We start from the raw sequence: 24,074 nt of genomic DNA, 5'->3' as shown, positions 1-24,074 counted from the left end.
TGCCGGCCGGGCCGGCGCCGTACGGTGTGCCCGGCCCGCCGCCGGGGCCGGGCGTGACGCCGCCGTTCGCCGCCCCGCCGACCGAGGGCCGGACCATGCGGCTGTGGCTCGGGCTCGGGGTCGCCGGCCTGGCCGTCCTGCTCTGTTGCGGTGGCGGGGTGGCGGCCGTGGTCGGTCTGACCGTCTCCGGCGTCGAGGCGATCAACGAGCAGGCCCAGGTGGTCGCCGGTGACTACTTCGAGGCGGTCAGCAACCAGGAGTTCGACAAGGCGTACGACTTCCTCTGCGACGCCGCCCAGCGCCGGGAGTCGCCGCGCGAGTTCGAGCAGCGGGTCGCCGAGGAACCGGAAATCGACTCCTTCCGCATCGGCGAGGTAACAGCCACCAACGACCTGATAGTCCCCGTCGGAGTCACCTACACCAGCGGCAGCCGCGACAACCTCCGCGTCCGCCTGACCCAGGACACCCGCACCGGCGCCCTAGAAGTCTGCGACATCACCTAACCCACCCCGCCCCTCTCCCGCCCCACCCCGCCGCCCTCCCCCTCCCGCCCCTCTTGGCCGGCGATCTTGCACTTGTGGCGCCCGAAATAGGGCACTCATCCGGATTTGTGTACGACCACAAGTGCAAGATCGCCGGGGGGATGGGCGGGGGATGGGGTGGGGATGGGCGGGGGATGGGGGTGGGATGGGGGTGGGGGGCGGGGGATGGGTGGGGGTGGGTGGGGGCGGGGTAGTCTGCTGGGCTTGGAACAGCGGTGGGTGGTGCCGTTGTTCGTTGTTGTCCGTTTCGTTCCTGATGCGTCCCCGCCGACCGCCAGTCGGCGTAGGAGGAGAACCATGCCGGCCGACCGTATCGATGCCGTGGTCAGTCTCGCCAAGCGCCGAGGCTTCGTCTTCCCCTCCAGCGAGATCTACGGAGGCACCCGGTCGGCCTGGGACTACGGTCCGCTCGGCGTGGAGCTGAAGGAGAACGTCCGGCGCCAGTGGTGGCGCAACATGGTGCAGCAGCGCGACGACGTGGTCGGCCTCGACTCGGCCGTCATCCTGGCCCGGGACGTCTGGGCCGCTTCCGGGCACCTGGAGGCGTTCGTCGACCCGCTGACCGAGTGCCAGTCCTGCCACAAGCGGTTCCGCGCGGACCACCTGGAGGAGGCGTTCGAGGCCCGCAACGGCCGCCCGCCGACCTCACTCGCCGAGATCAACTGCTCGAACTGCGGCAACAAGGGCACCTTCACCGAGCCCCGCATGTTCAACGGGCTGATGAAGACCCACCTCGGCCCGGTGGAGAGCGACGAGGGCCTGCACTACCTGCGGCCGGAGACGGCGCAGGGGATCTTCGTCAACTTCGCCAACGTGATGACCTCGGCGCGCAAGAAGCCGCCGTTCGGCATCGCCCAGGTCGGCAAGTCGTTCCGCAACGAGATCACCCCGGGCAACTTCATCTTCCGTACGCGGGAGTTCGAGCAGATGGAGATGGAGTTCTTCGTCGAGCCCGGCTCGGACGAGCAGTGGCACGAATTCTGGCTGCGGGAGCGCTGGAACTGGTACCTCGACCTCGGGCTGAGCGAGTCGAACCTGCGGCTGTTCGAGCACCCGAAGGAGAAGCTCTCGCACTACTCGAAGCGCACCGTCGACATCGAGTACAAGTTCATGTTCGGCGGCACCGAGTTCTCCGAGTTGGAGGGCATCGCCAACCGGACCGATTTCGACCTCACCACGCACAGCAAGCACTCCGGTGTCGACCTCTCCTACTTCGACCAGGAGAAGGGCGAGCGCTGGATGCCGTACGTGATCGAGCCGGCCGCCGGCCTGACCCGCGCGGTGCTGGCCTTCCTGCTGGAGGCGTACGACGAGGACGAGGCGCCGAACACCAAGGGCGGCGTGGACAAGCGGACCGTGCTGCGGTTCGATCCCCGGCTGTCGCCGGTGAAGGTGGCCGTGCTGCCGCTGTCGCGCAACCCGGAACTGTCCCCGAAGGCCCGCGACCTCAGCGCGGCGCTGCGCAAGCGCTGGGTGGTCGAGTTCGACGACTCGCAGGCGATCGGCCGGCGGTACCGCCGCCAGGACGAGATCGGCACCCCGTTCTGCGTGACGATCGACTTCGACACCCTCAACGACAACGCGGTCACCGTACGGAACCGGGACACCATGTTGCAGGAGCGCGTCTCGCTCGACCAGGTGGAGAACTACCTGATCGAGCGCCTGCCCGGCTGCTGAGCCACCGGTCCGGTCAGCTCAGTCGACGGGCCAGGTCAGCCACGCGAGCAGTACCGCCCCGGCGATCCCGGCCACGCCGGCGATGCTGAGCGCGCCCGGCAGCGTCCAGGAGCCGGCCGTCGCGGCGATCCGGCGGGCGTGCACCTGCTCGTAGGTGCCGGTGGTGAGGACCGTCACCGGTCCGCGCCGGGACGGGGTGAGCACGAGGTTCCCGCCGTCGGACCGCGCCCTGCCGATCGCGTACGCCCGCTGGCCGGCGTGCACCAGCAGCTCGGTCAGCACCAGGGTCTCGTGCTTTCCGGTGCCGAGGTACACGTCCCGGGGGATGAGCTGCGGTACCCGGTCCTCGTCCTCGCGGCCGTAGCGCCGGACCGTCGTGGTGGTGATCAGCGGGTCCCCGTCGGTCGACCGCCGGCGCAGTAGTCGGGGATCGATGAGCAGGCTGCCGGTGTGGTCCTGGAGCGCGGGCGGCCCCGGCGCCTCCTGCGTCCACAGGTGGTCCACGCTCGACGCGGTGTCGTCGTACCGGCGCGACGGCTCGCGGACCAGGTCCACGGCGTACCAGGCGCAGGCGGTGCCGGTGACCGGGGAGATTTGCACCCCGGTCGGGCCGGCGGTGGTCATGCCGGCGGCGGCCTGCCAGCGCCGGCCCGCTTGCCAGTCGGCGCACGGCACCAGCGCGGCCCGTTCCAGGATCCGCCGTTGGTTCGCCTCGTACCAGCGGAGCAGGGCGGCCACCGCGCCGCCGACGATCAGGCAGCATCCCAGGCCGAACAGCAGGGCGGCAAAGGTAATCACGGCGGTAAATATAAATCAGATTGACGTCCGGGGGTCCTCGCCAGTCGTGCGGTCCGGGGTGGGATCCTCGGAGGATGACGTCGACCGCCGCTCCGGCCGTGCCGGGTTCGTTGGCCATCGGCGGGCACCCGGTCTGGCCGCCGGTGGTGCTCGCGCCGATGGCCGGCATCACCAATGTCGCCTTTCGCCAGCTCTGTCGGGAACAGGGCGGCGGCCTGTACGTCTGCGAGATGGTCACCACCCGCGCGCTGGTGGAGCGGAACCCGCGCACCATGCGCATGATCGCCTTTGGCGCCGACGAGCGCCCGCGCAGCCTCCAGCTCTACGGCGTGGATCCGGAAACCACCGCCGCGGCGGTGCGGATGGTGGTCGAGGAGGACCGGGCCGACCACATCGACCTCAATTTCGGCTGCCCGGTGCCGAAGGTCACCCGCAAGGGCGGCGGCGCGGCGTTGCCGTGGCGGCGCCGACTGTTCGCCCGACTGGTCCGGGCCGCGGTCGACGCGGCGGCACCGGCCGGGGTGCCGGTCACGGTGAAGATGCGCAAGGGCATAGACGACAACCATTTGACGTACGTCGAAGCCGGTCTCGCCGCCCAGGAGGCCGGGGTGGCGGCGGTGGCGCTGCACGCGCGTACGGCCGAACAGCGCTACTCCGGCAGCGCGGACTGGGACGCGATCGCGACCCTGAAGCAGGCGCTGGACGTACCGGTGCTTGGAAATGGCGACATCTGGGAGGCGGACGACGCGCTGCGGATGATGGCCCGGACCGGGGCGGACGGCGTGGTCGTCGGCCGTGGCTGCCTGGGTCGGCCGTGGCTCTTCGCGGACCTGGCGGCGGCCTTCGCCGGGCGGTCCGAGCGGCGGCTGCCCGACCTCGGCCGGGTGGCCGGGACGATGCGCCGGCACGCGGAGTTGTTGGCCGAGTGGATGGGCAGTGAGCGGGACGGCTGCACCGACTTCCGCAAGCACGTGGCCTGGTACCTCAAGGGTTTCCCGGTCGGCGGCGAGCTGCGCCGGGCGATGGCGATGATCAACAGCCTGGCCGAGCTGGACGACCTGCTCGGCAAGCTCGATCCGGCCGAGCCGTTCCCGCTCAACACCCTCGGTCAGCCGCGCGGCCGGACCAACTCACCCGGCAAAGTGCACCTGCCCGACGGCTGGCTGGCCGACCGGGACAGCGACGTCGTACCGGCCGGCGCCGAGATGGACGATTCCGGCGGCTGAGAACCGTCGAGCCGACGCGAATCCAGCGCCACTCGGAATCTGAATCGGGCTGTGCCTCATAACGGGGTCGGAGTCATGCATTGATCGCGGCGAGGTTGAGGGTGGCCGGGTCCGGCACGTGATCAGGTCGCTTCCCGAGCTCTTGCGCGTTCTTGGCTTACCTGTTCGAGCATGGCAGTGTCGGATGCGAGGTCCGGGTGCCCGACCTGGCGGTCGAGGTTGACGACGAGTTCGAGCTCGCCGATCGCCCGGTCGAGGTTTCCCTCCGTCCGGTAGATCATCGCGATGTTGTACCGGGTGGCCGCTTCGCCGGCGCGGTCGCCGACCTCTCGCGCGATGGAGAGGGCCTGCTGGTAGTGGGTCATGGCTCGCTGCCGGTCCCCGAGATCGTCGTACACGCGACCGACGTTGCTGAGGGTGATCGCTTCGCTGGCGCGGTCGCCGACCTCTCGCAGGATGGGGAGGGCCTGTTGGCAGTAGGTCAGGGCTTGCTGCCGGTCCCCGAGGCTGTCAAATGCGGTACCGATGTTGCTGAGGGTGGTTGCTTCGCCGGCGCGGTTGCCGACCATCCGCTGGATGGGGAGGGCCTGTTGGTAGTAGGTCAGGGCCTGTTGCCGGTCCCCAAGGTGGTCGTGCACGCGGCCGATGCCGTTAAGGGTGGCGGCTTCGTTGCCGCGGTTGCCGACCTCGCGGTACAGGTGCAGGGCGCGCTCGAAGCTCTCCAGAGCCTGTCGGAGTTTCCCCGTGGAGGATTGGGCCCAGCCCAGGTCGTAGAAGGCGCCGGCGTCCGGGCCGAGGGGCAGGGTGGCGTTCGCGAGGGCCGCGACGTCTGCGAACCGGGACCGGCGCAACCACACCCTTGCCACCCGGTTCCCGACGTCGCGGGCGATTGCCGGTTCCCGACCGGCCACCGCCAATCGGTGCACCTCCACCCACTGGGCGTGGGGGGTCATGGAGCGGGCCTGGGGGTGGCGGGGTCGGTGACCCAGAGTTTGTGGAGGGATCGTGCGGCGGCGGCGCAGGCCCGGGTGTATTCGTCGTCGGTGAGCAGGGGGCGGATGAGGGGGCGTAGGACGTTGGAGACGTAGTAGCGGGGTTGGCGGGTTCCGGGGTCGGTGCCTTCTTCGATCAGGCCGAGTTGGACGGCGCGTGTGATGTGGCCGGTGGCCTCCGGGTGGTTGTGGACGGCCTTGACGGTCTCGGCGGGTACGGGCAGTTCGACGACGTTGACCTTGGCGAGCATCTTTTGCAGCTCGGGGGTTTGGGAGTTGAGGAGGTTCCTCGCCAGGATCGTTTCCCGGCGGAACCGGTCGGCTTCCCGCTCGATGGCGGTGATGAGGCCGTCGATGTCGAGGCTGGTGTCGGCGACGATCAGGTCGAGCCAGTCGAGTAGGCGGGGGTTGCCGGCCGCGGCCTGGATGGCGCGCTCGCGGATGTCAGGGTCGATGGTCGAGCCGGGGCGCAGGTTACGCAGGTTCGCGAGTTTCTTGGCCTGTTCGGTTCCGGTGAGGGTTTCGAGTGACTCGACGACGATCGTGGTTGCGGCGGGAGCGGGGAAACGGTAGCGGCTGGTGATGATGACTCGGCTGGGGCTGCCGGTTTCGCGGATGGCCTTGAGTAGGGCGGGCAGGATGTCGGCCATCTCGGCGGAGAGCACGTGTGTGCCGTCGCGTTTGTCGAGGTTGCCGTCCTCGAAGTCGTCGAACACGAACAGGCAGGGGGTCTGCCCGAGAGGTCCGTCGACATCGAGCAGGTGGCGCAGGCGGGCGGCGAGGGGGGCCTCGTTGTTGTCGAGCAGTTGGGCTGCCTCGATCTCCTGCTCAAGGGTGGGGAGTTTGACCTTGGTGGCGAGTTCTCGGAACCTGGTCAGGTCGACGCCGCCGTACCAGACGACACGCTGGTGGGTGGGCATGCGTTCCAGCAGCCGGGAGGCAAGACTGCTCTTGCCGAGGCCGCCCATACCGTGCAGGACGAGGGCCTGCGCCGCGCCGTCGTGACCGTGGGGTTGTTTGAGGGTACGCAGGCAGCGCTGGATGACCCGTCGTCGTCCCACGAAGGCGGCCCGGGTGGCGACCCGGGACAGCTGGGTCTGCGGGTCGAGGAAGTCCTGGTCGGCGGGCCGGATGTGGATCCGTGCACGCCCCTTGGTGTGTAGAGGGGTGACCATGGGCGCCAGCGGGGAGTTGTCGGCGTAGACGCGCAGCAGGTGCCAGTTGCCACGCTTGTGGGCGTACAGGTGCTGTCGGGCTTCGACGAGGGCCCGGTCGAGGGGCTCACCGTCAGCCAGTGTGCGGTAGAACTCGGTCGCGGAGACGTCGCCGACCGGCAGCGCCCACCCCAGTACGGCGGGGGCTCCGGCACGGACGAGGCTTTCGCTCATCGAGGGGAACGTGCCGGCGTCGGGGGCGTTCCCGGTGAGGCAGCCGGAGACGAACACCAGGCGGGGCCAGTGTCCGGCCATGGCCCGGGCGATCTGGTCAGCGGTGGCGTGGGCGAGCCCGCCGAACTCGTCCTCCACCAGGAAGGTGGGTTGGCCGTTCGCGTTGATGGTGGCGTGGCCGCTCAGATGCAGGACGTCGAAATATCCCGCGCCGTAGTCACGACTGAGAAAGCGAAGCCCTTCCAGGGTGCCGCTTTCCTCGACGACCAGGTCGGTGCCGGTACGCGAGGTCGCCGACAGGATGGCCGCCTCCTCCGCCTCGTAGTTGAGCACGGGTTCGACACCCTCCGGGGAGGTGGCCATGAACAGCACCCGCAGGGGTCGGTTTCCAGGGGCGATCGGGGTCTTGAGGGCCGTGTTGGTGCCGATGGCCCGTACCGGTAGCAGCGGAGCGTGGCTGGCGACGGTCAGGTACGAACCCTCTCTGGCGAGCAGTTCCCAGGGCAGGTGCCGTAGCCGTTCCGCGGCCGTGATTCGAAGCGTGGCACCGGACGGATGGTCCAGGACCGGGGTCAGCCACCGTTCATCGCCGTCGAGAAAGGTGGCCAGTTTCGTACCGAGGGCACGTAGCTGCGGGGCACCGAACACCTTCTGAGCGACCGCATCCTGGCTGTAATCGCGTTCAACCATCGCGATCAGGTGATCGATAGCTGTGTTGTCCAGGCCACGGGTCTTCGGCGGGCCTCCGCCGGTCGACAGGCGCAGTTCCCAGTAGCTCGACGTCTGCTCGAAGATCTTCAGCTCGTAGCTGTTCATCTCGCTCACCCGGCTTGTCTCCGCCCTCAGCTCTGCTGCGATTCGTCCTGCCGGAAAACGATCTCCAGCTGGCCCCGACTGACGTTGGCCGAGTCGACGTCGGCTAACACGGTCCCGATGACCCCCAGGTGTGGCAGTGGCCACTGTCCATCATTTCCTTGTCTGTTCGAGCTCGACGAGGAACGCGCGCATCTGGTCGAGTGCCGGATGGCTTGTCTGCTCGGCCAAAGCGATGGCCTGGCGCTGGAACTCGGTGGCGTCGTCCACTCGCGCCATCTGCAAGAGCACAACGGCCATATTGAAGTGTGTCGCTGCCTGTGATCCGCGATCACCGATCATGCGAAATATCCCGAGGACTTCGTCCAAGGTGTCCTTCGCCTCGGCGAAATGGCCCTGCTGCGACCGGATTGCACCGATATTGTTGAGGATGGCCGCTTCGCCGGCGCGGTCGCCGACGTCCCGTTGGATGGGGAGGGCCCGTTGGTAGTAGGTCAGGGCCTGCTGCTGGTCCCCGAGGTTGTCGTACACGAAACCGATGTTGTTGAGGGTGCTCGCTTCGTCGGCGCGGTTGCCGATTTCCCCCAGGATGGGGAGGGCCTGTTGGTAGTAGGTCAGGGCCTGCTGCTGGTCCCCGAGCCCGTTGTATGCGGCGCCGATGTTGTTGAGGCTGGTTGCTTCGCCGGCGCGGTCGCCGATCTCCCGTTGGATGGGGAGGGCCTGTTGGTAGTAGCTCAGGGCCCGTTGCTGGTCCCCGAGCCCGTTGTATGCGGCGCCGATGTTGTTGAGGCTGGTTGCTTCGCCGGCGCGGTCGCCGATCTCCCGTTGGATGGGAAGGGCCTGTTGGTAGTAGGTCAGGGCCTGCTGCTGGTGCCCGAGGTGATCGTGGACGCGACCGATGTTGTTGAGGGTGGTTGCTTCGCCGGCGCGGTCGCCGATCTCCCGTTGGATGGGGAGGGCCTGTTGGTAGTAGGTCAGGGCCCGTTGCCGGTCCCCGAGCCCGTTGTATGCGGCGCCGATGTTGTTGAGGGTGGTTGCTTCGCCGGCGCGGTCGCCGACGTCCCGTTGGATGGGGAGGGCCCGTTGGTAGTAGGTCAGGGCCTGCTGTCGGGCCCCGAGGTGGTGGTGGACGCGACCGATGTTGTTGAGGGTGGCGGCTTCGTTGCTGCGGCCACCGACCTCGCGGTACAGATGCAGGGCTCGCTCGTAGTTGTCCAGGGCCTGTCGGGGTTGCCCCGTGGAGGATTGGGCCCAGCCCAGGCTGTAGAAGGCATCGGCGTCCGGGCCGAGAGTCAGGGTGGCGTTCGTGAGGGCGGCGACGTCCGCGAACCGGGACCTGGGCAGCCACACCCCCGCCAACCGGTTACTGACATCCCGAGCAATCACCGTCTCCCGAGAGGCCACCGCCAGCCGGTGCACCTCCATCAACTGCACGACGGTCGCGGCCGTCCTACCGCGCTCCAGAGGCTCCGGTTTCCCGGCCCGCCCGCTGTCGGCCGCCGAGTCTGGACCATCCGTCAACCTGGCACCGTCCCTGCCTCGCTGCGACCCCCGACACCACACAATCTCGACGAGTGGCTCGCGGAGAAGCGAACCGTACACAGTTCCGACAACCAGAACCAGCAAGTCCTCGCAATCGGCGTTGCCAACCACACGACACCGACGAAGGCCACGTCCCAAACTGATTTGTAGACTCTCACCGTCGCCCTCCAACCCGAAGTCCACAGCGACCCGAAACGCCCACGCCGCACCACGCAGCCCGGCCACGGCCGGTCACCGTCGTCTGGCAAACGGAACCACTCCACAACGGCCAGCACGATACAACCGACACCGATCCGGTAAACCGCGGCGACCATGATCCGACACCCGAGACCACGCCCCAGGGCGGCCTGTCTGATCACAGCCGTCGCCGATGACGCTCACGCGACCATCCGACAACACTCTTGGCCCAGACGTACGGGCGTTGGTCATTCCTTTTCGGTGATGTCCCGTGCGGCCTCGACCAGGACCGGGAGAATCTGCGCGGCGGGTCCGCGCAGATTGACGGCGCAGATCCGGTCGAGCGACGTCGGTTGCGGGTTTATCTGTATGACGGAGGCACCGGAGCGTGCCGCGATCCGGGGGATCTCCGCGGCCGGGTACACGAGGCCGGAGGTGCCGATGGTCAGCAACACGTCGCACGCGGTGGCGACTTCGACCGCCGCGGTTAACGCCGCCTCGGGTAGCGCCTCACCGAACCACACCACGCCGGGACGGACGAGCGCTCCGCAGTGCGTACAACGGGGTGGCGCCATCCGGCCGCCGTCTCCCGGGTCGACTGCCTCGTCGCCCTCCGTGTCCGGAAGGACGGCCGGGTGGGCGGCCTCTGACACACAGCGGGGTGCGAAGAGACTGCCGCGCAGGTGGACCGGCGCCCGGGAGCCAGCCCGCTCGTGCAGGTCGTCCACGTTCTGGGTAATGACGACGCTGCCGGGGATCAGGTCCTCGATGGCAGCCGTGGCCAGGTGCGCGGGGTTGGGCTGAGCGCGGCGTACCCGTGCACGCCGCCACTCGTACCAACCCCAGACCAGATCCGGGTCGGCGTGGAACGCCTCCGGGGTGGCGAGTCGCTGGGCGTCGAAGCGAGCCCACAGGCCGGTGAGGTCGTCACGGAACGTCGGCACGCCGCTCTCGGCCGAGATTCCGGCGCCGGTGAAGACGACGACCCGACGAGCCTGACCGAGGAGTGCGGCGACACCCGACGGCAGGCCACTTTCCATCCGGAAGATTCTGCCATTACACCGAGGCGCTTCCGGGTCAACGTCCCGCAGTCCGCCTGGGGGAGATAGGGCGACGAGGTTGGTGCGGGCGCGGGCGGCGACGTCGTCGGGTGCGGCGTCGATGACTGTCGGAGTATTCGCGGTAGCCGCTGGGACAGCGGGTGGGCCGGAGCAGTTCCTGTTGTTCGTAGTAGCGCAACAGGCGTTCGTGGACGTCGGTGCGGCGCGACAGTTCCCCGATCCGCACGTGACCTCGTTCACTCGGGCTGGACTCTGACATTCGTGTCAGAGTCCAGCGTCCGGTTCATGCGGAAGAGTTACGCCATTCTGGCGGCGCTGTGCGCCAGTGTTTTTGTCGTCGGCACCTCCGAGTACCTGATTGCCGGGTTGTTGCCGTAGGTCGGCGAGGACCTCGGCGTGTCGGTGGGCACGGCCGGGCAGGCCGTGACGGCGTACGCCCTCGGGGTCGTGATCGGCGGGCCGTTGGTGACGATCGCGACGGCGCGGCTGCCACGCAAGGGTCTGGCCCCGGGGCTGATGCTGCTGTTCGCGGCGGGCAGTGCGTTGAGTGCGTGGTCGCCGTCGTTTCCGGTACTGCTGGCCGGGCGGGTGGTGTCGTCGCTGAGCCATGCCGCGTTCCTGGCGTTGGCGCTGATGACGGCGATGCGGGCGGTGCCGGCCGAGCGGGTCGGCCGGGCGATCGCGACGGTGGTCTCCGGGTTCACCGTCGCCACCCTGCTCGGGGTGGCCGTTGGGTGCGCTGCTGGGTGAGCGCGCCGGGTGGCGGTTGCCGTTCGTGGTGTTGACGGTACTGGCGCTGGCGGGCACCGGGTTGCTGGCGGCGGTGCTGCCGAAGCAGGCCGCGCAGCGGGCCGGTATCGGGGAGGAGCTGCGGGTGGTGACACGGCGACCGGTGCTCGTGTCGATCGCCACGACCGCGGTGGGTTTCGCTGGTGTGTCAACGGTTTTCACCTATCTTGCGCCGCTGCTGACGCAGGTCAGCGGGTTCGCCGCGCCGGTCGTGTCCGTCCTGCTGCTGGCCTACGGCGCGGGCAGCTTCGCCGGAAACCTCGCCGCTGGCCGGCTGACCGACCGGTCGTTGAGCGGGACCGTACGCGGAGTGTTCGGCGGGCTGACCGGGGTGCTGGCGCTGTTCCCGTTCATCGTCGTGTGGAAGCCGTCGGCGGTGCTGGCGGTGCTGGCGCTGGGACTGTTGGCGACCGCGACGATCGCCCCGCTTCAGGGCCTGATCCTCAGGCACGCCGGTGCGGCGCCGATGCTGGCGGTGTCGGCCAACGTTGGCGCGTTCAACCTGGGTGCGGCCCTCGGCGCGGTGCTCGGCGGCGCCATCGTCACCCTCGACGGGACGCTCAGACGTGGTGCTCCCTTCGTGGCAGTGCGGGGCTGGCAGGGGCCGCAGGGATAGCGTGTGCTCCGCTCTGCCTCGATCGACCACCACGACACCCACCTCGGCAGGTCCGGACGGCAGCCTGGTCACATGCATGACGCCGGGTGGCGCTCGGGTCGCGGCAGAGCGTACGCCCGTCTTGACCTAAAGTTTGGTTGAGCTTGCATGGTGGTCGTCGACTGAGAGAACGGAGCTACTCGAATGATCGACCCTACGTCGGCGATTCGCCTTGCTCGGCCTACCGGTGATCTGGCGGCGGCTGAACGGTTCTATGTTGAGGGGCTCGGGTTGCATGTGCTTTATCGTGCACTTGCCGAGTCTCCCGGCGAGCATGATCTGGTCATGCTCGGCTGGCCACAAGCGTCATGGCATCTCGAACTTGTCGGTGGCCCCGAACTGGAGGTCCCACCGTCACCGACAGCCGAAGACCTGCTGGTGCTGTATCTGTCCGCGCCGGTCGATGAGTCTTTGATCGCCAGGCTTGAGAAGGCCGGCGGCCGGCGGATCGCCCAGGGCGCGTATTGGGACCGATGGGGTGTCACGGTGGAGGACCCTGACGGATACCGACTGGTGCTGTCCAGCCGCGCCTGGTCCAACACCAGGTAGCCGATTGCACGCGTCTCGGCACAACCGTGCACCGGAAGCGCTCCTGCGCCTCGCATGATGACGCGCGGTCGACGGCAGATCCGGACTTCCGACCTTGACGACCGCGCGTCAGCGTTCTGCCTCCTCCACGTACACCGCGCCGTTGCGCAGGTACGCCGTCCAGCTGTGCACCTTGTCGAGCCAGGTCGGGTTCGCGTGCTCGGCGAGCGCCAGCCAGGCGCAGGCGCGGTGAAGGCCGCTTTCGGTAGTGAGTGCCGTCCGGGCCTGGGCGCGGTCTGCGCTGGGAACGGCGTACAGCCTGAGGGAGCAGCGTGGACGCTTGGGTGGCCGGTGAACCAACTGGTCGCGATCCGTTTTGGCGGCATGGGCGGCCGCGATCCAACGGATGTAGAGAAAGTCGGCCGCCTGCGCATCTCGGCCGAGGTGGCGAGCCAGGTGCTCGGCGCGCTCCAGCACATCGAACGCCGAGCCCTGGTACTGCGCCTGCCGCCTGACGACGATGGCGAGCAGCGAGAGGGCAGACTGTTCCAGCGCCGCCAACCCCGCGGAGCGTGCCAGTTGTACGGCTGACTCCGGTTGCCGGTTCGCAGCCTCGAACGCGGCCATGTTCGCCGCGCGGCGGGCCGCGCGTACCAGCGCCTCCGTGGTGCGGGCCGGGTCCGCGAGAGCGCTGGCCGGAGAATCCTCACCCCAGATCAGATCGATCAGCCTACTGGTGCTGACCGGCTGGCCCGCCCGGGCCAACAGCAGGGCGAACAGATATGCCTGCCGCGGTGGACCGGCGTCCAGCTCCGTGACGCCGCGCCAGAGCCGCAACGGGCCGAGTATCTGGATACGCACGGGGCTGCCCAAGGCCGGTCGAACCTCCTAGCCGGCGACGGATCGGCCATCCAAGCCGCTGAACTCCCAGCTTGTCGACAGGTAGCCGAGAGTACCGACGCTCGGTCGTACCATCGCCGATTCCCGCTGGTCACCTGCATCGGCCAGAACGCGGGTCGAGGCTAGTCAACGAGCATCTGGGTGCCCAGGACGACGGCGAGGGCGAGGCGTTCGGCGTCCTCGGTGCCCGGCTCGGCGGTATAGACGGTGATGCGCAGATCGTCCAGGGCGACGACGAGCGTGTCGCAGTCCAGGGTGATGCGCCCGACCGCCGGGTGGTCGACCATCGGTACAGCAGGTCACGTTCGGTCTCGGCCAGGCGCAGCGCCCGGGCCAGGGCCTCCACCACCTGCGCCGAGGGCGTGGTCGCGCGGCCCTGTTCGAGCCGGGTCAGGTAGTCGGTCGAGATGCCGGCGAGCGCGGCCAACTCCTCGCGGCGCAGCCCGCTGGCCCGGCGGCGGCGCCCGACCGGCACGCCGACGTTCTCGGGCGCTACCCGGTCCCGCCAGCGGCGCACCGTACGGCCGAACTCCCACGCTTCCACGCCGTCCAGTATTCGCGAGCCCGCCGGGGTTGTCCTGGTCCTGGCAGTCCTACGAAAACCGAACGACTGCCTGACGCCGCGCCGCGCTCGCAGACTGACACCATGACTTCCACCGGACCCGGAACCGTTCTGATCACCGGCCCGACGCGTAACCTGGGCCGCCACGCGACGCTGGCCCTGGCCGAGCGGGGCGCCGACCTGCTGCTGGTCGGCCGCGCCGGGCCGGACCTGACCGCGGTCGCCCGCGAGGCCCGCGCGCGCGGCGCTCGCGTCCGCGAGATCGACTGCGACCTGTCGCGACTGGCCGCGGTACGCGCCGCCGCGGCCACCGTGCGCGACCTGCTCGCCGCCGGCACCGTACGCCCGCTGCGCGCGCTGGTCGCCAACGCCGGCGCCATGTCGGTCGATACCCGCCGGGCCTCCGCCGACGGCTACGAAATGACCTTCGCCGTCAACTACCTGGCGCACGCGCAGCTCATCGGCGACCTGCTCGGCTCGTTCACCGCCCCGGCCCGGGTCGTGCTCGTCGGCTCGAATACCTACAGCGCCAACGTGTGGCGCCGGCTGCTGCGCGTGCCGGAGGCCAGGTGGGCCGACCCGGTCGAACTCGCCCATCCCGCCGACGGCGACACGAACCCGGGCATGACCGAGTCCGGGATCGCCTACTCCAACGCGAAGCTGGCAATCCTGTACTTCGCCCACGAGCTGCAACGTCACGCTGGCGCCAAGGTCAACGTGTCGGTGTTCGAGCCCGGCTGGATGCCGGGTACCGCGCTGGGCCGTGGCGCTCCCGCGGCATTCCAGGCAATCGGCCGCGCCCTCGGCCACCTTCCGGGTGTGTCGACCCCACAACGCTCAGGGCCGCTGCTGGCAGCGATAGCCGTAGACGAGAAGTGGGCGCACTTGCGCGACGGCGCGTTCGTGGTGAAGACGAAGCCGACCGAGGTGCAGTTCGTCGCCCACGACCGCGACCGGGAGCGGCGTTTGTGGGCGGCCACCGCAGAGCTGCTGGAACGGGCGAGAGCGGCGCTCTAGCGTTGATCTTGACTGTCCGTGGTCCCGACGACGCCCGATGCCGTCGTGCATCACCATGCCCGGGTCGCGGCAGAAGCGGATACCCGATCCGGTCCGGATGGCGAGGAAAATGTTCGTATGCCTGCTGAAGATCTCCGTCCGCTGTTCACGGCGCTTAGCGCGGCCAAGGTTCACGCCGGGCTGACAATGCATGTGGTCGGTCAGGTTCCCCGCCTTGCCCTGGACGCGGATACGATCGGGCTGCTCCGCGACGGGCTGGGGTTCTTCGATATGGAGATCCGGTGGGTGGCCCATCTCAATGACTCCGACGTGCTCCGGCTCTGGCGATCATGGACTGGCTATCAGGTCTATGAGGCTCAGGTCGAAGTCGATCGTTCAGGGACTCGGGCGAGCTTCACCTACTTGAAGGTGGAGCAGCACACAGACCGTCACAGCGGACGTCTGCCCGAAGAACCGAGCCTGTTCGAGCGTGTGCTGATCTCAACGGTCAACCACCTCAGATACTTCCGGGCCGGCCACACGCCGTACGGACCGTCACCGAACGCCGGACCCGCACCAGTCCCGTGGCCATGACAGCAGGCCCGCGTGAAGTGCGCAGCCCCGAGCTGCACGGCTTTCGTCAGCGGTCACGAGCGGATCGCGGCATGAGCGGAAATGTGATCCTGTGCTGCTGATGGCAGCTGAGGCGGCACGCCATGGTCATGCAGAGCCGACCCGCTCACCGGATCCGACGGTCTGTCACCCCAGGTGATTCCGCCAGGTCGCCCTGGGCACCACCATGCCGGGGCAGGGCTACAGCTACGCGCTCCCGAAGGCGGTCTTGCGGACCAGCATGTACCCGTATGGAGGCCCCGATTCTTCAGGCGGGTGCTGCCTTCGATGACCAGGGCGAAACCGGCGGCGGCGATGCGTTCCCCCATCTCTATGGCCGAGAGCCAGTACCGATCGAAGTCGACACCAAGATCGGTGCTGAACCCGTTGCGACGCAGGGTGCCGTCGCCGTGTTTGAAGGCCGTCACCAGGTATCCGCCCGGCTGTGAGCGATCCGTCACCGAGCGCCGCGACCAGCGTTCAGGGGGGACGGTGTTCGTCGCCGTCCGACGGAGGACTGACGAACCGTGGTGGCCGGCAAGTGACGTACCGACGTGGGCACCGGCGTCGTGGGTTTTGGCCGGCGCGACCATTACGCCGTTAGCGACGGAGGCCCCAGCGTGTGAACATCGTCGGCATGAACCGTCATCCGTTGCGAGCCCTGTCGATTCTGGCCGTCTTCGGCCTGGCTTTCGTCATGATCTTCAAGGGGTACGACGCCGCAGTCATCACGGCCGTGGTGACGGCCACGGCGCTGGCAGCAGCCGATCTTGCGGGCCGGCTCGGATCGGACAAGAAGGGAATTGGATCCGAACAGAAGGGTCAGGACTCGCTGTGACGGCACAGGCAATCTCGTTGATCGGTAGTTTCCGGCAGTATTACCGAGAAGTGCGGCGAGCGGCCGAGGCCTTTGTTAACGCCGGACTGGAGGTGCGGTCGCCGACGATTTGCGAGATAGCAAACGAAGGCGCGGAGTTCGTGAGGTTCAAATCCGACCCTCCGACCTCATCGGACCACCATATCCAGGCGGCTACGTTCGATAAGATCCTCTCGTCGGACGTGATCTACGTAGTCGCGCCGAACGGTTACGTCGGCCCAACGACGAACCTGGAACTTGGCCGGGTCTTGGAGCGCGGCCTGCCGGTCTTCTACTCCGAACGGCCAAAGGATCTGCCGATACCGGTGCCAGACAGCGCCGTGCTCCAGCCGCGCGGCCTCATCGACCTGCTCGCGCGGGAACGACTGCCCCGGCCGCGGGTCCGTCCGTACGCGACGGCTGACCGGGTCGTACTCAGCGTGCGAGACGTGCGGCTGCACGTGCTTCTCGTCCGTCGCGGTACCCAGCCGTACCGTGGCATGCTCGCGTTGCCCGGCGGTTTTGTCCGTCCAGGCGAGAGTCTCGCCGAAACTGCTCGCCGGGAGTTCGCCGAGGAGACCGGCATCGAAGATGCCGACCTGCCGCTGCGGCAGCTCCGCACGTATTCGGACCCGGAGCGTGACCCGCGCGGCGTCGTTCATACCACCGCCTTCCTGGCAGTTTCCGCAGCCCAGCCCAGCCCAGCCCGAGCCTGCAGGCGGAAGCGACGCTGCCAGCGCAGACTGGGTCGAGATCGAGCCGACACTGCGCACACGGCTGGCCTTCGACCACGCCGTGATGCTGGATGACGCCGTAGCCGAGGTCCGCAGCCTCGTCGAGTACACCCCGCTCGCGCTGAGCTTCTGCCCGGACCTGTTCACGCTCACCGACCTACGCCGGGTGTACGAGGCGGTGTGGAATGTCGAACTCGACGCCGGCAGCTTCAACAAGAAGCTTACCGACCCGCACCGAGGGCTTACCGAGCCGACGTCTCTTACCCGCCAGGGCGACCACGGCCGCCCGAGCAAGCTATATCGGCGTGGGCCGGCGTCGTGCGAGTCGTACATCTCGCCGCCCATACTGCCGCCGCGGCGCATCGACTGAGCGCACATCGCGGACGAGTGCGGCCAGGCGCTGGTGAAAGCTGGAGGGCGCGGGTCGCTTTGATCACGTGCGCGCTCATCGGCAGATTCGGATGCCGGGCGTCATGAACGCTGACAGGGTGCGACCGCTCGGCGTTTGCCTGCGTGCGCGGTCGGCGGCAGATCAGTGCGTCTGATCATGAGCCGCATCCGGTGATGGAAGCGTCGGTCCCAGGCGGGCGAGCGGGGACATCGCCATCACCACGGGTGACAACAGCATGCCGGCGGCCGTGACCAGTAGAGCCGTGCGTATTCCCCAGTGTTCGGCGAGGAGGCCGCCGAGCAGTGAGCCGAAGGGCGTCAGGCCCATGCCGGCGAAGGTGATCGTCGCGGTGACGCGGCCCTGCATCGGGTCCGGGGTGGCGGCCTGCCGGACGGCGATGATGGCGACGTTGACCAGTTGGCCGAAGGCTCCGAACACGAGGTTGATCGCGATCAGTGCGGAAACGGTGGACACGGAGGTGCCGTGCAGTGCGGGCACGCACAGCATCACGCCGTCACCGATGACTGCCGCTGCGACGAGCACCGGTCCGTAACCGAGGCGGGTCGGGAGGCGGGCGGCGAGTAGGGAGCCCACGACCGCGCCCGGCCCGGTCGCGGCGAGCGCCAGTCCGATGGCGGTGCCGGACAGGTGCAGTTCCCGTGGCAGGAAGAGCAGGTAGCTGGTCATCGTGGCCGCGAAGAAGAATTGGAATGCGGCCGAGGCGAGGCATACGGCACGTAGCGAGGTGTCGCGGACGACGAAGCGGAGGCCCTCCTGGAGCTGCCGCCAGATCCGTCGGGAACCGCCCGGGTGCTCCGGGATCGACTCGTAACGGCGGATACGGGAGATGCCCAGGACCGACACCACGAAGAACAGGGCGCTGGACGCGGCGGCGATCGGCGCCGACAGCAGGGACATCATCGTCCCGCCGAGGGCGGGACCGCCGATCTGGGCCACGGACCGGCTTGCCTCGATCGCGCTGTTGCCCCGCAGCAGTTGATCGCGTCCCACCAGGCGTACGACAGAGGCTTGGTAGGAGACGTCGAAGAACACCGACAGGGCCCCGACGGCGAAGGCGATGGCCACCAGTGCTGGCAGGCCGAGGCCGCTCACGAGCGCGGCCACGGCGGCCCCGCCCAACGCCAGGGCTCGACCGAGGTCGGCCAGGACCATCACGGTACGGGTGCGCCACCTGTCCACCCACACGCCGACGAACAGCGCGAGCAGCAGTTGCGGTGCCTGCCCCACCGCGCGCAGGACGCCGAGTTGGTCCGCGCCGACGTCGAGGGTCAGGACAGCGATCAACGGCAGGATCACCAGGCTCGCATGCTCGCCCAGTTGCGAGGCCGTCTGGCCCAACCAGAGGCTGCGGAAGTCGGAGTTGCGCCACAGGCTCGGCGTAACGGATCGAGTGGAATCGGAGACGGCGGAGTAACCAGACGACACAAAGACCCCTTGGAGCGCTGCGGACAGGGCGCACCGACCGCCGTACGACAAACGCACTGACGGGGCAGGTTGAGAAGGCTTGCTGTGCCGCGCGATTCAAGGGCAGCACGCGATGACGGGCCGATTACGGCCCAGGACGTCAACGCGCGCTCGGACGACCGGGCATGTCTCAGCTCCTCGTGGGTAACTCGTCGGCCACACTAGCCGCCGGCGGTCCGGCGGGAAAGGCGAATACTCCTACGGACGGTTACCGAGTCCTGGACACCGACCCGCGCGGTCTCCGGCCGGACAAGGTCGGAGGCTGCCTCGTCAGCGCGGGTGACCCGGGTGGTGTCAGCCTGGGGGCGTCAGTCGAGCGAGGCCACGAACTCCTCGGCCCGGCGGGCGAACAGGTGGGTCTCGCGATCGGCGGACCAGGCTCGGGCCGCTTCGGCGGCGGCCCGTACGACGTCGGCGGACTCGCCCCGAGCATGCAACAGGCGTGCTCGCAGCAGGCGGATGAGTCCTTCGGCGTAGCGCTGGCCGTGGGCCTCCAGCGCCCGGTCGGCCCGGTCGAGGGCGGTGCCGGCCTCGTCCGGCCTCCCGGCGGCCAGCCACATCTCGGCGAGCAGTCCGTTGTGGTACGCGATGCCCCACCTCGGCGGGTCGACCAGTGTCGCGGCCAGCAGTTGCTCGGCCTCCGCCGCGATCCCGGCCGGATCGTCGCTGGTGAGGGCCCGAGCCCAGTACCAGTTCAGCCGTACGTAGTGCTTCTGCTGGACGGCGGTGCGGCCGGTGCCCATGGCCATCCACCGCTCGATCGTGCGCATCACCCAGCCCGCGTCACCGGCCATGGAGGCGATGATGGTGATGTAGTAGGCAGGCACGGGGAAGCGCCGCCCGGGACCGGTGACGGGTGTCAGGTCGGTGCGGACCGGAGGGTGTCCGCGACGGGATGACGCGCGGCGGCCAGGGCGGGGATGGCGGTGAGCGCGGCGACGGCGAGCAGGATTCCGAGTGCCGTGGCGAGCATCCAGGAGGCGGGTACGTACTGGAAATCGCCGCTGCCGAAGAATACGTACAGTCCGATGCCGATCGGCATTCCGGCGGCGGCGCCGGGTATGGCGGGTAGCAGTTGTGCTACCGCCAGGCCGGTGCCGGCCTGTCCGGGAGTCGCACCGAGCGCGCGGGCGACGGCCAGCGGTTGCCGGGTGTCGAGGACGGCGGTCCAGCTGCTCACGATGGTGTTGAGCAGCGCGAGTACGCACGCCACGACGGCGACGAGGAGTATGGCCTGGACGATTCGCTCGTCGCGGCGGTCGGGGAGTGTCGAGTAGCCGAGTGGTACCGGGGTGTGATCCTGCGCCTTCGCCATGAGCACGGCGGCGAGCGTGGCCGAGGTGATCAGGGTGTTCACCGTGACGAGCCGGGCGCGGTGCGGCCGGCGCGCATTGATGCGTACCCCGATCAGCAGGGGGGTGGGCAGCCGGCGGGACAGCCAGATGGCCCACCGGCGACGGCGTGGTGGCGTGGCGGCGTCGGCCAGCGTGTGAATGGTGCTGGTGGCGGCGGCGCGGATGACCGGTAGCAGGGTCGCCGCGAGGGCGATGCCGAGGGCGAGGGCGGTGGCGGCGGCCACCACGCGCAGCGGTGGGTGGATGCCGACGGAGCCGATGAGTCCGGCGGTCGGGCGGAACAGTGGGGGAGCGGCGAGCCAGCCGGCGGTGAGGCCGGTGCCGGCGGCGGCGAGTCCGATCACGAGGTATTCGGCGAGGTGGACGGCGGCGATCATGGCGGGCCCGGCGCCGACGGCCTTGAGCAGCCCCACCCGGCGGCGCTGGCCGATGATCCGACCCGCGACGATGCCGGCGACGCCGGCCAGCGCGAGGACGGTCAGCAGCCAGCTGCCGATCAGCAGGGCCTCCTGCGCCTTGTGGTTCAGCCGGCCGTTGACCTCCGCGATTTCCTGCCAGGTTTTGAAGCGCCACCCGCGAAACCCGGGGTCGCCGTGCGACGGGTCGATGACCGAGATGCCGGCTCGCGGGTCCGCCAGCTTCAGGTTCAGGCCGTACGTCAGCGGCTGAGTGCCGGCGAGCGTGGCGATGTCGCCTCGATCGACCCAGACCAGGCCGCCGGCCTCGCTCAGGATGCTGCCCGGCAGGTGCCAACCGGCGTACGGGTATGCGGGCCTGGCCGCGGTGATCGCGATCCCGGTCACGTGCAGTGGGTGGCCGTCGACGCTGATCGTGTCGCCGGTCCGTACGTCGAGGGCGTCGGCGAAGGCTCGCTCGACGACCACGCCGCCGGGGCGTACCCAGGTTCCGTTGGTCACCGCCGGTCGGTCGAGTGTGGCCGGGGTGCCGTCGCGGCCCTCGATGACGACCCGGACGGTCAGGTCGCGGGCGGTCAGTGCCTTGAACAGCAGCGGGTAGGGGCCGCTGTGTCCGGTGACGCCGGGTGCCGTTGTCAGTGGTGTGAGCGCGGCCAGGGCCTCCGGGCCGGTGCGTGCCGGCTCCACCACCAGGTCCGGGCCCGCGGTGGTGGCTCTGGTCTGCTCGTACGGGCGGCTGACGAGTTCGTTGAGGGCGAGGCCGAGGGTCAGCGTCGCGGTCGCGGTGGTGATGGCGACCAACAGCAGTACGGTCTCGGTCCGGCGCCGGCGCAGGTCCCGGACCAGCAGTCGGCAGATGAGCAGTAGGCGACCGGTCACGTCAGCGCCGTCCGTCGTAGACGGTGCTGGTGCTGGTGAGCCGGCTGTCGTCGGCGAGCAGGCTGTCGTCGGCGAAGGCCCCGTCGCGCATGGAGATCACCCGGTCGGCGACCGCCGCGATCCGGGCGTCGTGGGTGACCACCACCAGTGTCTGCCCGGTGCTGCGCAACTCCTCGAACAGGCGCAGCACGTCCAGGGTGGCGGCGCTGTCCAGATTGCCGGTGGGTTCGTCGGCCAGCACGATCAGCGGTTCGTTGCTCAGCGCGCGGGCGATGGCGACGCGTTGGCGCTGCCCGCCGGACAACGCCGAGGGCAGGTACGCGGCGCGGTCGGCCAACCCGACCCGGTCCAGCAGGTGCAGCGCACGTCGGCGGGCCCGACCGGGCGGCTGACCGGCCAGCAGCGCGGCCGTCTCGACGTTCTCCACCGCGGTGAGTTCGTCCATGAGGTGGAACGACTGGAAGACGAACCCGACGGTGTTGCGCCGCAGCCGGGCCAGGGCCCGTTCGCTCATCGTGTCGATCCGGTGGTCGGCCAGCCACACCTGCCCGTCGGTCGGGCGCTGCAACCCGCCGAGCAGGTGCAGCAGGGTCGACTTGCCGCAACCGCTCGGTCCCATGATCGCCAACGCCTGCCCGTCGGGCACGTCCAGGTCGACCTCGTCGACCGCGCGTACCAGCGCGTTGTTCCAGCCGTACCGTTTGGTGAGCCCGCGCGCCCGTAACGCCGCAGATCCGGTCATGCCCCCGCCTTCCGTTCGGTCCGATCGCGCTCGGTCCACACCCGCTCGCACGCCTGTAGCCACTCCAGGTCGGCCCGCAGCCGCAGCACCACACCCTCCAACAGCAACCCGGCCACCGGATCCACCGACCGGTCCAGCGCGGCCCGCTGGGTGTCGCGCAGCCGGCGCAGCACCTCACGTCGCTGCGCGTCGACCAACGCCACGGGATCGGCCAGCCGACCGGCCGCGGCGGCCACCAGCTTCAGGTGGAACTCGGTGAGGTCCGGCTTCGGCCAGCTCACCTCGGCCAACCAGCCGGCGACCCGCTCCTGCCCCGCCGGGGTCAGCGCGTAGACCCGGCGGTCGGGCCGGTCCGGCAGGCCGTCGGCCCGTTCCGAGGTCACCAGTCCGGCCTTCGCCAGCCGGGCCAGGGTCACGTAGATCTGCCCCGCGTTCATCGCCTCACCGAGCGGGCCGAGCACGACACGCATCCGACTTCGCAGCTCGTACCCATGCGCCGGCTCCTTCGCCAGCATGGCCAGCACCACGTCCTGCACCCGGGCACACCCCTTCGGACAGACAGACCGCTAATAGATAACCGGTAGCTATAGAGGTGTCAAATCCACCGGCGGGTGCGACGGACCCGGCAGGATGGCGGCATGACCGCCGTGACATTCCGTAACTAGCGACACGACCTCGGCGGAATGGCCCGGTCGACCTCGCCTGGGCCGTCTCCCGAGATTGCCGGGCGACCTGATCGGGGGGCTTGTATCTCAAGCCGCTTGAGATCGCACAGTGGTCGTCGTGGACATGAACGAGCTGTACGCCATCGGGGATGTCGCCCGGCGGACCGGCCTGAGCGTCAGCGCCGTCCGGTACTACGCGGACGCCGGTGTCGTCACGCCGGCCGCCAGCACCCCGGCCGGCCACCGCCTGTACGACGTGTCCGCCATCGCCCGGCTGGAACTGGTCCGGACGCTGCGGGAACTCGACGCCGGCCTGGACGAGATCCGGCGGGTGCTGGCCGGCGAGGCGACGCTGCGCGAGCTGGCCGCCACCCACCTGGCCCTGCTGGCACGGCAGGAGGCACGGCTGCGCAGCCGTCGCGCGGTGCTGTCGGCCATCCTGCGGCAGGACTCCACGGCCGAACAGGTCACGCTGATGCACAAGCTGGTTGGCATGCCGGACGAGGAACGCGACCGGCTGATCGACGAGTTCTGGACCGAGGTCTCCACCGGCTGGGAGCCGCCGGAGCGGATGGTCGAGTGGTGGCGGGCGGCCCGGCCGGAGCTGTCCGAACATCCCACCGCGGCCCAGTTGGAGGCGTGGATCGAGCTGGCCGAGCTGGTCCGGGACACCGAGGTCCGGCAGGCCGTACGCCGTGAGCTGTACGAGGTGTGCACCACCGGGGCCGGGCCACTGATGACCTCGTCGCCGATGCTGGACGCCCTGGAAGAGGGTGCGGCGATCGGCCAGCCGGTGATGGACGCGGCGCGGGAGCAGGTGCCGCCGGACTCGCCCAGGGGGCGGGAGATCGCCGACCGGTGGATCAAATGGCTGACCGGCATCTTCGCGACACCGGACAGCCCCGGGATGCCGGACACGCCCGAGTTCCGGATCGAGGCGGCCGACCACATGCTGGCGGGCGCGGAGTGGGATCGCACGCCGCCGGAGCCGGAGGGACCGTTCGACCGGTACATGGAGCTGGTCACCGCCGTGAACAACGTGCCGCCGGAGCGGTTCCCGTTCGAGTGGCTGGCCGCAGCACTGCGCGCGTCCGCCGTACCGGCTCCCTGATTGGCATCACGTCGCCGTCGAAAGGGAAAATCCTCAGCCCAGGCATCCCCGGCTCCGGCGCGTCGCCCGACGATGCGTTCACCCTCTGCCGTCTCGATGGGGTGCAGGCTCAGTCGCGGCGTTTGAAGGTCGGTCACGGGCAACACCGAAGCAGCCCTCGACACTGCGCAGAAGCCGATTAC

General features: G+C 69.2%; 24 protein-coding genes and 3 pseudogenes. 12 read left to right on the top strand and 15 right to left on the bottom strand.

Going from position 1 to position 24,074, the window contains the following annotated elements:
* Positions 1–26: 26 nt before the first annotated feature.
* Together OG792_RS26190 and OG792_RS26185 are read left to right on the top strand one after the other, a co-directional pair.
* Positions 27–503, top strand: a complete 477-nt coding sequence (locus tag OG792_RS26190) for a hypothetical protein (RefSeq protein ID WP_329111431.1) — start codon at positions 27–29, stop codon at positions 501–503.
* 336 nt (positions 504–839) lie between these two features.
* Entirely contained in the window at positions 840–2,219 is a 1,380-nt protein-coding gene (locus OG792_RS26185; protein ID WP_329103250.1) for a glycine--tRNA ligase, read from the top strand.
* Between the two features lie 18 nt (positions 2,220–2,237).
* On the opposite strand, the gene OG792_RS26180 is transcribed toward OG792_RS26185, so the two are convergent.
* The gene (locus OG792_RS26180; RefSeq protein WP_329103248.1) at positions 2,238–3,017 is read right to left on the bottom strand and encodes a hypothetical protein; all 780 of its coding nucleotides are present in this window, start codon (positions 3,015–3,017) and stop codon (positions 2,238–2,240) included.
* Positions 3,018–3,091: 74 nt separating this feature from the next.
* On the opposite strand from OG792_RS26180, the gene dusB reads away from it, so the two are divergent.
* Complete coding sequence (gene dusB / locus OG792_RS26175; RefSeq protein ID WP_329103246.1) at positions 3,092–4,243, top strand: tRNA dihydrouridine synthase DusB; 1,152 nt, start codon at positions 3,092–3,094, stop codon at positions 4,241–4,243.
* A 122-nt stretch (positions 4,244–4,365) separates the two neighbouring features.
* Here the strand turns inward: dusB and OG792_RS26170 are convergent, their stop codons facing one another.
* The 5 genes from OG792_RS26170 to OG792_RS26150 form a co-directional block, all read right to left on the bottom strand.
* Positions 4,366–5,175, bottom strand: a complete 810-nt coding sequence (locus tag OG792_RS26170; RefSeq protein WP_329103243.1) for a tetratricopeptide repeat protein — start codon at positions 5,173–5,175, stop codon at positions 4,366–4,368.
* Between the two features lie 17 nt (positions 5,176–5,192).
* A complete protein-coding gene (locus OG792_RS26165) occupies positions 5,193–7,439 on the bottom strand; it encodes a CHAT domain-containing protein (protein ID WP_329111430.1) in 2,247 nt (748 codons plus the stop codon).
* A gap of 150 nt (positions 7,440–7,589) precedes the next feature.
* Positions 7,590–8,861: a tetratricopeptide repeat protein gene (locus tag OG792_RS26160; protein WP_329111428.1), complete on the bottom strand. Its 1,272-nt coding sequence runs from the start codon at positions 8,859–8,861 to the stop codon at positions 7,590–7,592.
* A 542-nt stretch (positions 8,862–9,403) separates the two neighbouring features.
* Positions 9,404–10,195 carry an SIR2 family NAD-dependent protein deacylase gene (locus OG792_RS26155; protein WP_329103241.1) on the bottom strand — a complete coding sequence of 264 codons (792 nt, stop codon included), beginning with the start codon at positions 10,193–10,195 and terminating at the stop codon, positions 9,404–9,406.
* Between the two features lie 37 nt (positions 10,196–10,232).
* Positions 10,233–10,475: a MerR family DNA-binding transcriptional regulator gene (locus OG792_RS26150; RefSeq protein ID WP_329103239.1), complete on the bottom strand. Its 243-nt coding sequence runs from the start codon at positions 10,473–10,475 to the stop codon at positions 10,233–10,235.
* Between the two features lie 137 nt (positions 10,476–10,612).
* Here OG792_RS26150 and OG792_RS26145 point away from each other — a divergent pair, with 137 nt between their 5' ends.
* The 3 genes from OG792_RS26145 to OG792_RS26135 all read left to right on the top strand — a co-directional run bounded on the left by OG792_RS26145 (position 10,613) and on the right by OG792_RS26135 (position 12,209).
* Positions 10,613–10,966 (top strand): MFS transporter, encoded by a 354-nt coding sequence (locus OG792_RS26145; protein ID WP_329103237.1) that lies wholly within the window; start codon positions 10,613–10,615, stop codon positions 10,964–10,966.
* Complete coding sequence (locus OG792_RS26140; RefSeq protein ID WP_329103234.1) at positions 10,947–11,621, top strand: MFS transporter; 675 nt, start codon at positions 10,947–10,949, stop codon at positions 11,619–11,621. The genes OG792_RS26145 and OG792_RS26140 overlap by 20 nt, the downstream gene beginning before the upstream one ends.
* Before the next feature lie 183 nt (positions 11,622–11,804).
* Positions 11,805–12,209, top strand: coding sequence for a VOC family protein (locus OG792_RS26135; RefSeq protein ID WP_329103232.1), 405 nt, complete (start codon positions 11,805–11,807; stop codon positions 12,207–12,209).
* 108 nt (positions 12,210–12,317) lie between these two features.
* On the opposite strand, the gene OG792_RS26130 is transcribed toward OG792_RS26135, so the two are convergent.
* From OG792_RS26130 to OG792_RS34805, 3 genes and pseudogenes are all read right to left on the bottom strand, one after another.
* Positions 12,318–13,049 carry an AfsR/SARP family transcriptional regulator gene (locus OG792_RS26130; protein ID WP_329103230.1) on the bottom strand — a complete coding sequence of 244 codons (732 nt, stop codon included), beginning with the start codon at positions 13,047–13,049 and terminating at the stop codon, positions 12,318–12,320.
* A 161-nt stretch (positions 13,050–13,210) separates the two neighbouring features.
* Complete coding sequence (locus OG792_RS26125; protein ID WP_329103228.1) at positions 13,211–13,375, bottom strand: MmyB family transcriptional regulator; 165 nt, start codon at positions 13,373–13,375, stop codon at positions 13,211–13,213.
* Between the two features lie 65 nt (positions 13,376–13,440).
* A pseudogene (locus OG792_RS34805) lies at positions 13,441–13,563 on the bottom strand (helix-turn-helix domain-containing protein); the annotation flags it as partial.
* Between the two features lie 171 nt (positions 13,564–13,734).
* On the opposite strand from OG792_RS34805, the gene OG792_RS26115 reads away from it, so the two are divergent.
* Both OG792_RS26115 and OG792_RS26110 read left to right on the top strand, forming a co-directional pair.
* Positions 13,735–14,667: an SDR family NAD(P)-dependent oxidoreductase gene (locus tag OG792_RS26115; RefSeq protein WP_329103226.1), complete on the top strand. Its 933-nt coding sequence runs from the start codon at positions 13,735–13,737 to the stop codon at positions 14,665–14,667.
* An 18-nt stretch (positions 14,668–14,685) separates the two neighbouring features.
* A complete protein-coding gene (locus OG792_RS26110; protein ID WP_329103225.1) occupies positions 14,686–15,240 on the top strand; it encodes a hypothetical protein in 555 nt (184 codons plus the stop codon).
* 225 nt (positions 15,241–15,465) lie between these two features.
* Here OG792_RS26110 and OG792_RS26105 read toward each other — a convergent pair.
* Positions 15,466–15,704: pseudogene (locus OG792_RS26105) on the bottom strand (SAM-dependent methyltransferase); the annotation flags it as partial.
* Between the two features lie 176 nt (positions 15,705–15,880).
* On the opposite strand from OG792_RS26105, the gene OG792_RS26100 reads away from it, so the two are divergent.
* The 3 genes and pseudogenes from OG792_RS26100 to OG792_RS26090 all read left to right on the top strand — a co-directional run bounded on the left by OG792_RS26100 (position 15,881) and on the right by OG792_RS26090 (position 17,218).
* Positions 15,881–16,096 carry a hypothetical protein gene (locus OG792_RS26100; protein WP_329103223.1) on the top strand — a complete coding sequence of 72 codons (216 nt, stop codon included), beginning with the start codon at positions 15,881–15,883 and terminating at the stop codon, positions 16,094–16,096.
* Positions 16,093–16,746, top strand: a pseudogene (locus OG792_RS26095) (NUDIX domain-containing protein); the annotation flags it as partial. The gene OG792_RS26100 and the pseudogene OG792_RS26095, both read left to right, overlap by 4 nt.
* A gap of 7 nt (positions 16,747–16,753) precedes the next feature.
* Positions 16,754–17,218, top strand: coding sequence for an NrtR DNA-binding winged helix domain-containing protein (locus OG792_RS26090; RefSeq protein ID WP_329111625.1), 465 nt, complete (start codon positions 16,754–16,756; stop codon positions 17,216–17,218).
* Positions 17,219–17,380: 162 nt separating this feature from the next.
* Here OG792_RS26090 and OG792_RS26085 read toward each other — a convergent pair whose 3' ends face one another.
* The 5 genes from OG792_RS26085 to OG792_RS26065 all read right to left on the bottom strand — a co-directional run bounded on the left by OG792_RS26085 (position 17,381) and on the right by OG792_RS26065 (position 22,652).
* Positions 17,381–18,685: an MFS transporter gene (locus OG792_RS26085; RefSeq protein WP_329103220.1), complete on the bottom strand. Its 1,305-nt coding sequence runs from the start codon at positions 18,683–18,685 to the stop codon at positions 17,381–17,383.
* A gap of 347 nt (positions 18,686–19,032) precedes the next feature.
* The gene (locus OG792_RS26080) at positions 19,033–19,551 is read right to left on the bottom strand and encodes a hypothetical protein (protein WP_329103218.1); all 519 of its coding nucleotides are present in this window, start codon (positions 19,549–19,551) and stop codon (positions 19,033–19,035) included.
* Positions 19,552–19,583: 32 nt separating this feature from the next.
* Positions 19,584–21,374: an ABC transporter permease gene (locus OG792_RS26075; RefSeq protein ID WP_329103216.1), complete on the bottom strand. Its 1,791-nt coding sequence runs from the start codon at positions 21,372–21,374 to the stop codon at positions 19,584–19,586.
* A gap of 1 nt (position 21,375) precedes the next feature.
* Positions 21,376–22,116: an ABC transporter ATP-binding protein gene (locus OG792_RS26070; RefSeq protein ID WP_329103214.1), complete on the bottom strand. Its 741-nt coding sequence runs from the start codon at positions 22,114–22,116 to the stop codon at positions 21,376–21,378.
* Positions 22,113–22,652 carry a PadR family transcriptional regulator gene (locus OG792_RS26065; protein ID WP_329103212.1) on the bottom strand — a complete coding sequence of 180 codons (540 nt, stop codon included), beginning with the start codon at positions 22,650–22,652 and terminating at the stop codon, positions 22,113–22,115. Before OG792_RS26065 ends, OG792_RS26070 begins: the two co-directional genes overlap by 4 nt.
* Positions 22,653–22,899: 247 nt before the next feature.
* Between OG792_RS26065 and OG792_RS26060 the strand changes: the two genes are divergently transcribed.
* Positions 22,900–23,892 carry a MerR family transcriptional regulator gene (locus OG792_RS26060; protein ID WP_329103210.1) on the top strand — a complete coding sequence of 331 codons (993 nt, stop codon included), beginning with the start codon at positions 22,900–22,902 and terminating at the stop codon, positions 23,890–23,892.
* The last annotated feature ends 182 nt before the right edge of the window (positions 23,893–24,074 follow it).

The organism is Micromonospora sp. NBC_01699 (assembly GCF_036250065.1).
Taxonomy (GTDB): Bacteria; Actinomycetota; Actinomycetes; order Mycobacteriales; family Micromonosporaceae; genus Micromonospora_G.
This window is presented reverse-complemented; position numbering and strand designations above follow the sequence as displayed.